The sequence below is a fragment of the Streptomyces tibetensis genome (assembly GCF_040647715.1).
GTDB classification, from domain to species: Bacteria; Actinomycetota; Actinomycetes; order Streptomycetales; family Streptomycetaceae; genus Streptomyces; species Streptomyces tibetensis_A.
On sequence record NZ_JBEZCR010000016.1, the window covers coordinates 46,648 to 58,891 of the forward strand.

11 protein-coding genes and 1 pseudogene are annotated in these 12,244 nt (G+C 72.0%); 5 read left to right on the forward strand and 7 right to left on the reverse strand.

Annotation, left to right across the window (positions count from 1 at the left end):
* Nucleotides 1-4: 4 nt before the first annotated feature.
* Nucleotides 5-1,474: an APC family permease gene (locus AB0B29_RS33475; protein WP_362245766.1), complete on the reverse strand. Its 1,470-nt coding sequence runs from the start codon at nt 1,472-1,474 to the stop codon at nt 5-7.
* Between the two features lie 408 nt (nt 1,475-1,882).
* Between AB0B29_RS33475 and AB0B29_RS33480 the strand changes: the two genes are divergently transcribed.
* Nucleotides 1,883-2,395 (forward strand): DUF5709 domain-containing protein, encoded by a 513-nt coding sequence (locus AB0B29_RS33480; RefSeq protein WP_362245925.1) that lies wholly within the window; start codon nt 1,883-1,885, stop codon nt 2,393-2,395.
* Between the two features lie 106 nt (nt 2,396-2,501).
* Here the strand turns inward: AB0B29_RS33480 and AB0B29_RS33485 are convergent, their stop codons facing one another.
* Nucleotides 2,502-2,708 (reverse strand): hypothetical protein, encoded by a 207-nt coding sequence (locus tag AB0B29_RS33485; RefSeq protein ID WP_362245768.1) that lies wholly within the window; start codon nt 2,706-2,708, stop codon nt 2,502-2,504.
* A gap of 207 nt (nt 2,709-2,915) precedes the next feature.
* On the opposite strand from AB0B29_RS33485, the gene AB0B29_RS33490 reads away from it, so the two are divergent.
* Nucleotides 2,916-3,146: a chaplin gene (locus tag AB0B29_RS33490; protein ID WP_362245770.1), complete on the forward strand. Its 231-nt coding sequence runs from the start codon at nt 2,916-2,918 to the stop codon at nt 3,144-3,146.
* A 68-nt stretch (nt 3,147-3,214) separates the two neighbouring features.
* Here AB0B29_RS33490 and AB0B29_RS33495 read toward each other — a convergent pair whose 3' ends face one another.
* The gene (locus AB0B29_RS33495; protein WP_436845941.1) at nt 3,215-4,333 is read right to left on the reverse strand and encodes a PP2C family protein-serine/threonine phosphatase; all 1,119 of its coding nucleotides are present in this window, start codon (nt 4,331-4,333) and stop codon (nt 3,215-3,217) included.
* Between the two features lie 417 nt (nt 4,334-4,750).
* On the opposite strand from AB0B29_RS33495, the gene AB0B29_RS33500 reads away from it, so the two are divergent.
* Nucleotides 4,751-5,638 (forward strand): GNAT family N-acetyltransferase, encoded by an 888-nt coding sequence (locus tag AB0B29_RS33500; protein WP_362245774.1) that lies wholly within the window; start codon nt 4,751-4,753, stop codon nt 5,636-5,638.
* A 21-nt stretch (nt 5,639-5,659) separates the two neighbouring features.
* Here AB0B29_RS33500 and AB0B29_RS33505 read toward each other — a convergent pair whose 3' ends face one another.
* Nucleotides 5,660-6,535: a Gfo/Idh/MocA family protein gene (locus tag AB0B29_RS33505; protein WP_362245776.1), complete on the reverse strand. Its 876-nt coding sequence runs from the start codon at nt 6,533-6,535 to the stop codon at nt 5,660-5,662.
* Between the two features lie 216 nt (nt 6,536-6,751).
* Here AB0B29_RS33505 and helR point away from each other — a divergent pair, with 216 nt between their 5' ends.
* A complete protein-coding gene (gene helR / locus AB0B29_RS33510) occupies nt 6,752-8,911 on the forward strand; it encodes an RNA polymerase recycling motor ATPase HelR (protein WP_362245778.1) in 2,160 nt (719 codons plus the stop codon).
* 40 nt (nt 8,912-8,951) lie between these two features.
* Here the strand turns inward: helR and AB0B29_RS33515 are convergent, their stop codons facing one another.
* Entirely contained in the window at nt 8,952-10,385 is a 1,434-nt protein-coding gene (locus AB0B29_RS33515; protein ID WP_362245780.1) for a sugar porter family MFS transporter, read from the reverse strand.
* A 253-nt stretch (nt 10,386-10,638) separates the two neighbouring features.
* Entirely contained in the window at nt 10,639-11,049 is a 411-nt protein-coding gene (locus AB0B29_RS33520; protein WP_362245782.1) for a VOC family protein, read from the reverse strand.
* A 43-nt stretch (nt 11,050-11,092) separates the two neighbouring features.
* On the opposite strand from AB0B29_RS33520, the pseudogene AB0B29_RS33525 reads away from it, so the two are divergent.
* A pseudogene (locus AB0B29_RS33525) lies at nt 11,093-11,937 on the forward strand (aldo/keto reductase).
* A gap of 6 nt (nt 11,938-11,943) precedes the next feature.
* Here AB0B29_RS33525 and AB0B29_RS33530 read toward each other — a convergent pair.
* Entirely contained in the window at nt 11,944-12,174 is a 231-nt protein-coding gene (locus AB0B29_RS33530) for a hypothetical protein (RefSeq protein ID WP_362245784.1), read from the reverse strand.
* Between the last annotated feature and the right edge of the window lie 70 nt (nt 12,175-12,244).

The window sequence follows — 12,244 nt, forward strand, 5'->3', positions numbered from 1 at the left end:
CCCCTCAGAAGTCGGTGGACAGACCCTCGTGGACACGGGTGTGCGCGTCCTGTTCGTCGGGGACGTAGTCCGTCTCGACCGCGCGCGAGGCGTCCAGCTTCGCGGGCCGGTAGTAGTCGCTGCCCTGCCTCCAGTACCAGAGCATCGGGACGAGCCCGACCGCGAGCCCGCCGATGCCGATCGAGATCGCGGCGCTGCTCAGCTCGCCCAGCGACTCCACGAACACCCAGAACATGAACAGTGCGCCGCACAGCGGCCACAGGCCGCCGAAGAGGAAGTTGGCCGGGGACTTGAGCAGCATCTTCCGGTACGCGACGACCACTGCGAGCCCCGCGAGACCGTAGTAGACGGCGATCTGCAGGCCGATGGCCGAGATGGCGTCGGAGAGGATGTCGCCCACCGAGCCCAGGGCGTTGGAGGCGATGAACATCACCAGCGCCACCGACCCGACCACCACGATCGCCACCCAGGGCGTGTTCCACCGGCGGTGCACCCGGCCCAGCGCCGACGGCATCGTACGGTCCCGGCCCATCGCGAACAGCGAGCGCGTCACCTGGATCAGCGTCGTCTCCAGGGTGGCGATGGTGGACAGCATCACGGCCACGATGAGCAGCTTGCCGCCCCAGCCCGGCCAGACTTCCTCGCCGAGCACCGCCAGCACGTTCGCGTCGTTGTCCTCGATCTGCTTCGAGGTGAGGATCACGTTCACCGCGATGGTGAACACCTCGAACAGCAGGAAGACGACGCCCACGCCGATCAGGCCCGCCAGGCCCGTCGTGCGGCGGCTGTTGCGGGTCTCCTCGCTGAGGTTGCTGGTGACGTCCCAGCCCCAGTAGTAGAACGCGGCGATGAGCGCGCCCGAGGCGAAGCCGGCCATGCCGTCGAAGTGCGAGAAGCCGAGCCAGGACCATTCGAAGGCGCGGGCGTTGCCGGTGTGGAAGAAGGCGAGCACAGCGAACAGCGCCAGGACGGCCAGCTCGACACCGGACATGATCAGCTGGGCGCGGACCGTGAGCCGGGCGCCGCCGAGCACCACGCCCAGCATGACGAGGAACCAGGCCGCGCCGACCACCGTGGACAGCGCGGTGTTGTCCGCGAGACCCTCGTCGAAGAGCGCCAGCGTCATCGAACCGGCGGGCAGCGACCCGGCCACCATGAAGATCGTCGCCGAGATCACCAGCGCCCAGCCGCTGATGAAGCCGAGGAAGGGATGGAGCGTGCGCCCCACCCACGAGTAACTGGCGCCCGCGTTGACGTCGATCCGGCCGAGGTAGCTGAACGCCAGCGCGATGCCCAGCATGGGTATCGCGCAGTACAGCAGGGCGGCCGGACTCGCCAGCCCCACCGCGCCGACCAGCACGGCGGTGGTCGCGGCCAGCGAATACGCCGGGGCGCTGCCCGCGACCGCCATCACCACGGTGTCGAACGTGCTGAGGACATTGGCCTGCAGCCCTCTGCCCCTGCTGTAGCTCATGGATGTGCTGCTTTCACTTGTGCCTGACCGGAGGCGGGCAGGCCGTCCCGGCGGCGTTGGGGGGTGGCATGGAACTCGCCGCCGGACGGAGGAAAGGGTGGCCTCGGTCCCGGGGGCGATGAGAAGGGGTGGCGGATACCGTGCTGCCGCCGCGTCGGCAGCCGGTCACACCGTGTGTGCGAGTGATGATAGCCGCACTGATTGAGCTTTCAAGATTAACCGGTGGGTAATGTCCGGGCCTGCCCAGGGTTTTAACTCCTGTTGGCCCGCGCGACGTTCGGGCACCCTCCCGGCCGCGGGGCGCGTCCGCCGAGGTTAGAGCCCGCGTAACGGGAAACGCGGAACGAACAGGCGAGACGAACGAGCCGAGCAGCACACAGGAAGGCAGGAGCGATGGGCACGGAACCGATGCGCCCCGAACCGATGGCGGACGACGCGTACCAGCCCACCGGTACCAACGAGGAGCAGGAGGACGCCGCGCCGCTGGACCTGCAGGACGCCGTCGACGAACGGACGTACGACGACATGCTCGACGAGGGCTACTCCCCGCCGGAGAAGCCCTTGGGCGTCACCAAGCGCGGCACCACCGCGGCCGAACAGCACGAGGGCGAGAGCCTCGACGAGCGGCTGGCCCAGGAAGTCCCCGACGTGTCGGCCGAACCGGCCGGGGACGGCGTGGGGGACAGCCCCGACAGCGACGGCGAACCGGTGGACCCCGAGGCGGGCACCGCCCGCGCCGGCCGCCTGGTCGCCCCCGACGAGGGCGCCCACCCCGACACCACGAAGGAGACCGTCGCCTCCGACGTCGGCATCGACGGCGGGGCGGCCGGCGCGGAGGAGGCAGCCGTGCACGTGGTGGAGGACGACAGCGTGCTGCCGGAGGACGACAGCGTGCTGCCGGAGGACGACGGCGGCGTGTGACCCGTCCACCGGCGTGCGGTCGCGCCGGACACGCAGAGGGCCATCGGACCCGTGCGCATGGGCGCCCGGTCCGGTGGCCCTCTGCGTGCCGAGGGGCCGGCAGGCCCTAGGGCAGCAGCTTCTCCAGGGCGGCGGGGCCCTCCGCTGCCAGCTTGCGCTTGGCCCACTCGATGGTGTGCGGGTTGAGGTCCTTGCCCGAGGCGAGGACGAGGTCCTCCGGCGACACGTCGGTGCCGGTGCGGGCGTGGAGCAGGCGGTCCGGGGTGGCGCGGTCCTCGGGCGGCCGGGATGCGGCAGGCTCTGACGTCGACATGTTCTCTGCTCCTAGGGTCCGGATCGCTGGGGCGGCCCCGGTGCTGAAAAACCGGTCCGATATCACCATTCCCCGCGGGAGCGCGGCGTGCATCCGGAGAGCGCGGTCCGGGCCCGGGCCCCCCGTTCGGACGACCATGGATGTCGCCGGTTCCTCCTCCGGGTGACGGTGGGGTCACGTGTCCCTGCGACTGACAGGAGCTTTTCCATGCGTACGCGTGTGACTGCCGCAGCCGGTCTGGCCTGTGCCGCCCTGTTCGCCTTCGCCGGTACGGCGAGCGCGAACGACGGCCCCGTCGGCATAGCCGTCGGCAGCCCCGGCGTTCTGTCCGGCAACGTCGTCCAGAACTCGATCGACATCAACGCCAACGTCTGCGGCAACAACGTGATCGGGCTGCTCAGCTCCGCGAGCGGTAACAAGTGCACGATCAAGGACTGACCCACCGGTCGTGACGGCCCCTCCGGCGGCGGCCCGTGATGCACCGCGGGCCACCGCCGGTCGCCGACTCAGGCTCCGCCCGTTCCGTCGGCCGCGTCCCGCGGACGCGGCGCGAGCACCAGCATCGTGACGTCGTCCTGCACGTCCGGGCAGTGCCGGACGAGGTCGGTCCAGACCCGCTCGGCCAGCGCTACCGGATCCTCGGCGGCCAGGCCCGGGAGCCGTTCGGTCAGGGGGTAGAAGTCTCCGTGCGTGTCCCTGGCCTCGGTCACCCCGTCGGAGGCGAGGAAGAGCCGGTCGCCGGCCCTCAGCGGCACCGAGACGACCCGGGGCGGGGCCGCCTCGGCGAGGCCGAGACCCAGCGGCGTGCACGGCTCGACGTCCAGCTCCACGGCCCGGCCGTCCCGCAGCAGCAGCGGTCCGGCCTGCCCGCACGCCACGACCCGCACCACCCGGGCGTCGGCGGAGAAGTCCAGCAGCACCGCCGTCGCGAACAGCTCGGCGTGCGGGTCGCCCGCGGAGTCCACCGCCAGCCTCCGGTCGAGCCGGGCCGCCACCGCCTCCGGGTCCGGCTGGTCCAGCACCGCCTCCCGGAACGCGCCGAGCAGCGACGCGACCGTGGCCACGGCCGACAGCCCGTGCCCCTGCACATCGCCCATGACCGCCCGTACACCGTAGGGCCCCGCCCGTACGTCGAAGAAGTCGCCGCCGACCAGGGTCCCGCGCTGCGCGGCCCGGTACAGTCCCGCGCACCGCACCGGTCCCACCCGATCCGGCAGGAGCGGCACCACGGCCCGCTGCGCGACCTCGGCGACGGCCCGCTCGGTGACCAGCTGCGCATCGCGGCGGGAGCGGACGTACGACAGCAGCACGCTCAGCACCGAGACGAAGCACACGGTCAGCAGGTCGGTACTGCCGGGATCGTTGAGATGGAAGACGGGCACGGTCAGCACGACCACCACCAGTGCGCCGAGCACCGCCGTCGCCACGGGACCGTGTGCCAGCACGGCCAGCGGCGGGATGGCACCCAGCAGGAAGCCGATGTCGAGCGGCTCCGGGGCGATCAGCTCCGCCAGGCAGACGCCCACCAGCAGAGCGGAGGGCAGCACTCGGGCCCAGGCGGGCGGGGGCGCGCCGCGCAGCCAGCCGCGCCGGTCCGAGTCCCGGCGCGCCGGGAGGCCGCGCACACTGCTCACACCACCACGCTGCTACGGCCGACGGGCCGCCGCACCCGGGCCCGCACCGCACACCACAGGGCACAAGGCTGCTGCGCTCAGCCGGCCGCCGCACCGCACCCCACAACGCCGCTACGGCCCACCCGGTCGCCTTACCCGTTCCCGCATCGTCGAGGGCGGCGAGCGCGTCACCCCACAGCCGGTCGGGTTGTCGCCGAGCTCCTCGCAACGGCCCTTGAGCCACGCCGGAAATCGGTGGACCGCCCGTCCGGAGATCCCGTAGCGTGACGCGCCACGCCCCGGCACCTGTGGAAGGAGGGCAGAAACGTGCAGATCACACCGTTCCCGCGCTCCCTCCCCGTTGTCCCGGCGTGCTTCGACTGACCGACCGGGAGCGCTCCGAGCAGTATGCGTCCCGGAGGACACCTCATGACCGACGTGGTCATCCGCGCGCTCGACACGAGCGCCGCCGAACTCTTCGACACCCTGCCCGATCCGCTGGGCGCCCGTGAGGGCCACCGGCTGACCCGGCACCGACCCGACTGGAAGCGCGTGGCCCTGCGCGACGGCCGTGTGGTCGCCCGCGGCGCCTGGTGGGGCGGCCCCGACGACAGCGAGCCCCTCAACATCAACTGGTTCGACGTGGCCGAGGGCGAGGAGGAGGCGGGCGCCGCACTCCTGCGTTCCGCCCCCTGGCAGGTCGAACTGGAACTGAACCTGCCCGCCGGCTGGCGCGACGACCCGGCCCTGCGCGCCGCCGCCGAGACCCGCTTCACCGCAGCCCGGAAAGCGGGCTACGACCTCCTGGTCGAACGCCTCCTGTACCGCTGGACCCCCGACCGCGGCCTGCCCGAGCGGCCCGGGCGCCTTCAGTTCCGCGCCGAACCCGACGACGCCGTGTTCTTCGACGCCCTGCGCCGCATCCACTCCGTCACCCTGGACGCGCACGCGCTCAAGGCCGTCGAGCAGGGCGGGCTCGACCGGGCGGCCCAGGAGGAACTCGACTTCTTCCGCTGGTGCCCGTCACCGCGCGAGTGGTGGCAGACGGCGTACACGCCGCAGGGCGACCCGGCCGGCATCCACATCCCGGCCCACAACCCGGCGGGTCCCTGCATCGGCTTCATCGGCGTCCTTCCGGAGCACCGCGGCCACGGCTACGCCTACGACCTGCTGGCCGAATGCACGCACTTCCTCGTCGAGCAAGGGGCCGGGTTCGTCGCCGCCGCCACGGACCGGGGCAACTTCCCCATGGCGGCGAACTTCACCAAGGCCGGCTTCCCGGTGGTGAAGGAGCGGCTCAACTTCGAACCGGCGTAAGGAGCGGGGCCGCCCGCGCACTCAGGGGGTCAGCAACTCCTCGGCCGCCGTGAGGATCTCCGTCACCCTCAGGCCGAACGCCGCGTCGCAGGCGTGCGGCCGGCCGGTCCGGGCGGCATCGAGCAGCGCGTCCGCGGCCCGCATCAGCGCGGGCACCGCTCCGCCGGAGCCGTCCGGCAGCGCCGCGACCCCGGCCTCCCCGCGCAGCTCCACGGCGGCACCGGCCGCGGCATGCGGCGCCGTCAGGCTCAGGGTGAGGGTGCTCGACGCGCCACCGGCGTGGTCGAGGACGACGTGCGCCGTGTCGCCGGGGCCGTACGCCGCAGCGGTCACGCGCCGCACGTCACCGAGGACCGGCAGCAGGACGGACAGGGCGTGCGGGCCGACGTCCCACAGGGCGCCCTTCTCCCGCCGCCACGGCGTCGCGAAGGGGCTCTCGCTGGTGAACACCGCCCCGAGCCACTCGGCCCGGGCCGTGAACCAGCCCGGTACCGCCGCCTGTTCGGCGATCCACGCCGCCGGCTCGGGCTGGAAGCGGGTCGTGAAGAACACGACCGAGGCCACGCCGGCCTCCCGGGCCGCCTCGACGACGGCCCGTCCCTGCGCCACCGTCGGCGCGAGCGGCTTGTCGAGCAACAGATGGCACCCGGCCCGCGCCGCCCGCGCGGCGAGTGCGGCCTGCACCTGCGGCGGCAGCGCCACGGCCACGGCGTCCACCTCGGCGAACAGCGCGTCGACGTCGTCGTAGGCGCGGACGCCGTGCCGCTCGGCCAGTTCCTTCGCGGCCTCGGGGCGACGCCCCCACACACCCGTGAAGTCCAGCTCCTCGTGCCCGCTCAACGCGGGGGCGTGGGCCATCCGTGCCCAGGGTCCGGTGCCGAGCAGTCCTATGCGCATGCCGTCGCCTCTCCACGCTGCCAGGACGAAGAGCGTGCCACACGGGAACGGCCGGTGGGCAACAGGGCGGGGAACAAGGCCGGCCAACACAAAAGGCAAGGAGTGCTCTCCTCGCCTGTCTCAAGTTATAGCCCACGGGGGGCCTTGCGGCAAGGCCCCCCGTCTGCCGCAAACTGTCCGGCCTAGGCCCAGGACCTGCGGAAACGGGAGCATGACGTGACCCCTGCGACAACGAGTGCGTTCGATCTTCCCGGCCGCCTCGCGCACCAGGCCGCCCCGGCGTCGATCGCCGGGGACGAGCGGCACTTCGCCGCCGTGGCCGACTGCCTGGAGCAGTCGATCGCGGAACTGTCCGACCGTCTGGAGGCCGAGCGCAGGGCCCCCGGCGGCAAGGGCAGGCAGGCCATGGACCGGGACGCCGAGATCCACCGGCTGACCACGCGCCTGCGCGCCCTGCGCCGCTTCGGACTGGACCTGTGCCTCGGGCGCATGGTCGGCGCGGACGGCTCCGAGCCCGTGTACGTGGGACGGCTCGGCCTCACGGACCGCGAGGGGCGCCGACTGCTGGTCGACTGGCGCTCCCCGGCCGCGGAGCCGTTCTTCGGGGCCACCCACGGCAACCCGATGGGCCTGACCAGCCGCCGCCGCTACCGCTGGACCGACGGCAGGATCAGCGACTACTGGGACGAGGTGTTCACCGCCGACGGGTTCGCCGGGCACGCCGCGCTCGACGACCAGTCCGCCTTCATCGCGAGCCTCGGCACCAACCGCTCGCCCCGCATGCGGGACGTGCTCGGCACCATCCAGGCCGACCAGGACGCCATCATCCGCGCCGGTTCCCGCGGCGCCCTCGTCGTCGACGGCGGCCCGGGCACCGGCAAGACCGTCGTCGCCCTGCACCGCTCCGCCTACCTCCTCTACTCCGACCCGCGCCTCGGGCAGCACCGCCGGGGCGGCGTGCTGTTCGTCGGCCCGCACCGGCCGTACCTGTCCTACGTGTCCGACGTCCTGCCCAGCCTCGGTGAGGAGGGCGTGCAGACCTGCATCCTGGCGGACCTCGTCGACGAGGGGGCCACCGCGGCGGCCGAGACCGACCCGGAGGTGGCCCGTCTGAAGTCGTCCGCGGACATGGTGCGGGCGATCGAGAAGGCCGTGCGGTTCTACGAGGAGCCCCCCACCGAGGCGATGACGGTCACGACCCACTGGTCCGACATCCGCCTGGCAGCCCACGACTGGGCGGCGGCCTTCGACGCGGCCGAACCCGGCACACCGCACAACGAGGCACGCGACCAGGTCTGGGAGGAACTGCTGACGATCCTCGTGGACAAGCACGAGGGCGACGCCCCCGAAGACCTGCTCCGCAAGGCGCTGTCGCGGGACCGGGACCTCCTCACGGTCTTCAACCGCGCCTGGCCGCTGCTGGAGGCGACCGACCTCGTCGGGGACCTCTGGTCCGTGCCGGCCTACCTGCGCATGTGCGCGCCCTGGCTCGACCGCGACGAGGTGCGCACCCTGCAACGCGCGCAGCCGCACGCCTGGACCGTGTCCGACCTGCCGCTGCTGGACGCGGCACGCCATCGGCTCGGCGACCCGGACGCCGCACGGCGCAGGCGCGTGCAGGAGGCCGCCATCGCCGCCCAGCGGGAGGGCATGGCCGACGTCATCGACAACCTGCTGGAGGCCCACAGCTACGACGACGGCGAAGGCGTGCTGGTCATGCTGCACGGGCAGGACATGCGCAACTCCCTGGTCGACGGCAGTGCCCTGCCCACCGCCGACCCGGACCGGCTCGCCGGGCCGTTCGTGCACATCGTGGTGGACGAGGCGCAGGAACTCACCGACGCGCAATGGCAGATGCTGCTGCAGCGCTGCCCGTCCAGGAGCTTCACCATCGTCGGCGATCGCGCACAGGCCCGGCACGGGTTCACGGAGTCGTGGCGGGAACGCCTGGAGCGGGTCGGGCTGGACCGGGTCGAGATGGCCTCCCTGAGCATCAACTACCGGACTCCACAGGAGATCATGGCGGAGGCCGAGCCGGTCATCCGGGCCGTGCTGCCGGACGCCAACGTGCCGACCTCGATCCGCAGCGGGGGCGTCCCCGTCCGCCACGGGTCCGCCGCGGAGCTGACGTCGATCCTCGACACGTGGCTGGCCGCACACGCCGACGGCATCGCCTGTGTGATCGGCGATCCGGCGTTCCGGCCGGTCTCCGCCCGCGTCCGGTCGCTGACGCCGGAGCTGTCGAAAGGACTGGAGTTCGACCTGGTGGTGCTGGTCGACCCGGCGAGCTTCGGCGACGGCGTCGAGGGCGCCGTCGACCACTACGTGGCGATGACCAGGGCCACGCAGGAGCTGGTGATCCTCACCAGCTCCTGACCCACCCGCCCGGCCTGGGCGCCCTCCTCCCGGAAGACGGTCAGGAAAAGCGCGCCCGGAGCTCGGTCTCGAGGGCTTCGAGCGTGCGGCCCCTGGTCTCGGGAACGTACCGCTTGACGAACAGGAGGGACAGCACGCCCACCACCGCGAACAGGAAGAACGTGAAGGAGATCCCGATCCCCGAGACCAGGGACGGGAAGACCAGCCCGATCGCGAAGTTGGTCAGCCACAGCACCACGGCCGCAGCCCCCATCCCGAAGCCGCGCATCCGCATCGGGAAGATCTCCGACAGCATCAGCCAGGTCACCGGCGAGATCGCGCCCTGCTGGAAGGCGAGGAACGTGACCGTCATCGCGAGCACCGCGAACGCCCGCATCTCACCGGAGGGTAGCACCAGCGAGAACACACCGATCAGCAACAACGCAGTGGTCGTTCCCGCCTGACCGGTCATCAGCATCGGGCGACGCGGGACGCGGCCCAGCAGCCGGATGCCGACGAAGGTGGCCAGCACCGAGATCACACCGTTGGCGATGTTCGCCGTCAGCGCGCTGTCGGCGGTGAAACCGGCGTCGGTGAGAATCTGTGTGCCGTAGTACATGATCGTGTTCACGCCGGTGATCTGCTGCACGACGGCGATGCCGAAACCGACGAACAACAGCTTGCGCACCCAAGGCGTGCTCCTGACGTCCTGCCAGCCCCCGAGCCTGTCCCGCTCGTCCGTGACGGCGAGCGCGGAGACCTCCTTCAACTCGGCCTCGGCCCTGGCCCGCGACCGCACCTGCCGCAGGACACGGAGGGCCTCGCCGAAGCGGCTCTCGGAAGCCAGCCAGCGCGGGCTCTCCGGCATCACCAGCATGCCGAACCACAGCACCACGGCCGGCAGTGTGGCGACGACCAGCATCCAGCGCCACACGCCGCCGGACTCGCCGCCGATCCGGGCGATGATCGCGTTGCACGTGAACGCCAGCAGCTGACCGGTGACGATCATCAGCTCGTTGCGGGTGACGAGGGCGCCGCGCCGCTCGGCGGGCGACACCTCGGCGAGATACACCGGCACGGTCACCGAGGCACCGCCGACCGCGAGACCCAGCACGAACCGGGCCACCACCATCACCGCGGTCGTCGGGGCGAGCGTGCAGCCGAGAGCACCGAGGAAGAACAGCAACGCCAGCAGCAGGATGGTGCGCCGCCTACCGCGTGCGTCCGACATCCGGCCGCCGGTCACCGCGCCCAGCGCGGCACCCAGCAGCAGCGAACCGGTGACCATGCCCTCGGTGACCGGGGTCAGGCCGAGGTCCTCGGTCATGTAGGGCAGGGCACCGTTGATGACGCCCGTGTCGTAGCCGAAGAGCAGTCCGCCGAACGTGGCGATGACCGTGATGATCCGCAGCCGCCGCGAGACGGCCGGCGGCGTCTCGTGCGCGACGCCGCCGGCGGGGGTGGGGGTCGGTGCCGTCTCGACCCTGACGTCCATGGCCGCTCCTTGCCTGTCGAAGTCCGGCCGCCGGGGCCGGCCGCAGCCGGCCCGGTGCGCACGGGCGCCGCCGCGCTGGGCAGCGGCACCCCGGCGGGTGCGACTCGCCTACCCCGTGCCGCGCGGTATCACCGGACGCGATCAGACAAGCGGCGACGCACGATGTGCTGCGTCGCCGCCACAGTGGTCCGTGTCCCCCGTGCTGGTCGTAGAAGCCGGCGCCGGCCCGGACGTGGGTGACCCCACGGGCCGCTCAGTTCTCCGTGCTGATGTTGACCATCCACGGGACGCCGAAGCGGTCCGTGCACATGCCGAACACGTCGCCCCACATCTGCCTCTCCAGCGGCACCGACACCGAGCCGCCCTCGGACAGCTTCTCCCAGTAGCCGCGCAAGTCGGCTTCGTCGTCGCCGCTCAGGCTCACGGAGATGGGGCTGCCCTGCTCGGACTGCATGCCCGGTGGGTTGTCGGCACCCATCAGGGTGAAGCCGCTGGTCGTCTCCAGCATGCCGTGCATGATCTTGTCGGCGTTCGGGGCGTCCGCCTGCCCGAACTCTCCGTAGCTGTTGAGGTCGAGGGTGCCGCCGAAGACCTCCTTGTAGAACTCCATCGCCTGCCGGGCGTCGCCGTTGAAGGTGAGGTACGGGTTGAGACGCGAGGCCATAAAAACCTCCCAGAAAGGGCAAAGGGCCGTTTTCGCGCAGCGTATCGCCAGGCACCGGCAACGGCTCGTCGAGCCTGCCGCGTCCCGGACGCAGGCCGAGGTACCGCCGAGGCCGGCTCCGGCGCCAACTGCCCTTCCAGCATCGCCTCTTGGTCAGGAAGGGAGGCGGCGGGCTCATGTCGTCGACACGGCTCACCTGTACGGCGGCGGAGCCAATGAGGAGCTGCTGGCCGAGGCCCTGCACCCCTACCCGCACGGCCTGCTGATCACTACAGAGGTGGGTGTTGCCCGCACCGGACCCGGTGGAAGCTCGACGGGCGGCCGGAGATCCTTCGCGACCAGGTCCGACAGGCCCTGCGGCGGCTGCGGACCGAGCGGATCGAACTGCTCCAGCTGCACCGCATCGACCCCCACACGCCGCTCGCCGACCAGCTCGGCACCCTGCGCGAGCTGCAGAGCGAGGCCTGGTCGGCCGGATCGGGCTGTCGGAGGTCACCGTCGACGAACTGGAGCGGGCCCGGGAGCTGGTCGACGTCGTGAGCGTGCAGAACCGCTACAGCCTGCTCGACAGGGAGCACGAGGCGGTGCTGGACGCGTGCACCGCCGCCGGGATCGCCTTCCTGCCGTGGCGACCGGTGGCCTGGGGGAACACAGGGGCCGAGGCCGGGATCGCCGCCGTCGCGGCCGAGCTCGGCGCCACGCCCACGCAGGTCGCGCTCGCCTGGCTCCTCGACCGTGCACCTGTCGTCCTGCCCATCCCGGGCACACCGGATCGAGCACCTGGAGGAGGATGTCGGCGCGGCCCACCCGAAGCTGACACCCGCCCAGCGCGACCGCCTCGACGGGTTGGCCGAGACCGGGCCGGACCAGGGTGCGGGGCAGACGTGAGCGGGCTCACGCCTCGTCGGACGACCCGCTGTTCCAGTCGTACGGGCCGCCGCCCTGCCACTCGATCAGCTCGGTGTCGTCGACGGCCGTGTCGGTGGTGGGCAGGCCCTCGCGGTGCAGCAGGTCCAGTACGTCGAAGAGGCTGTAGGCGACGCCCATGCGCTCGCCGTGGATGGTCACCAGCCGTCCGCCGTCCGTCGCGGGCGGCTGCACGACCACAGGGGGTTGACCGTCCATAGCCCCACCATGCTCCCGAAACGGCCGGACCGCAGCTCGGTGGCGTCCAGAAGCGGTACCTGTCCCTTCC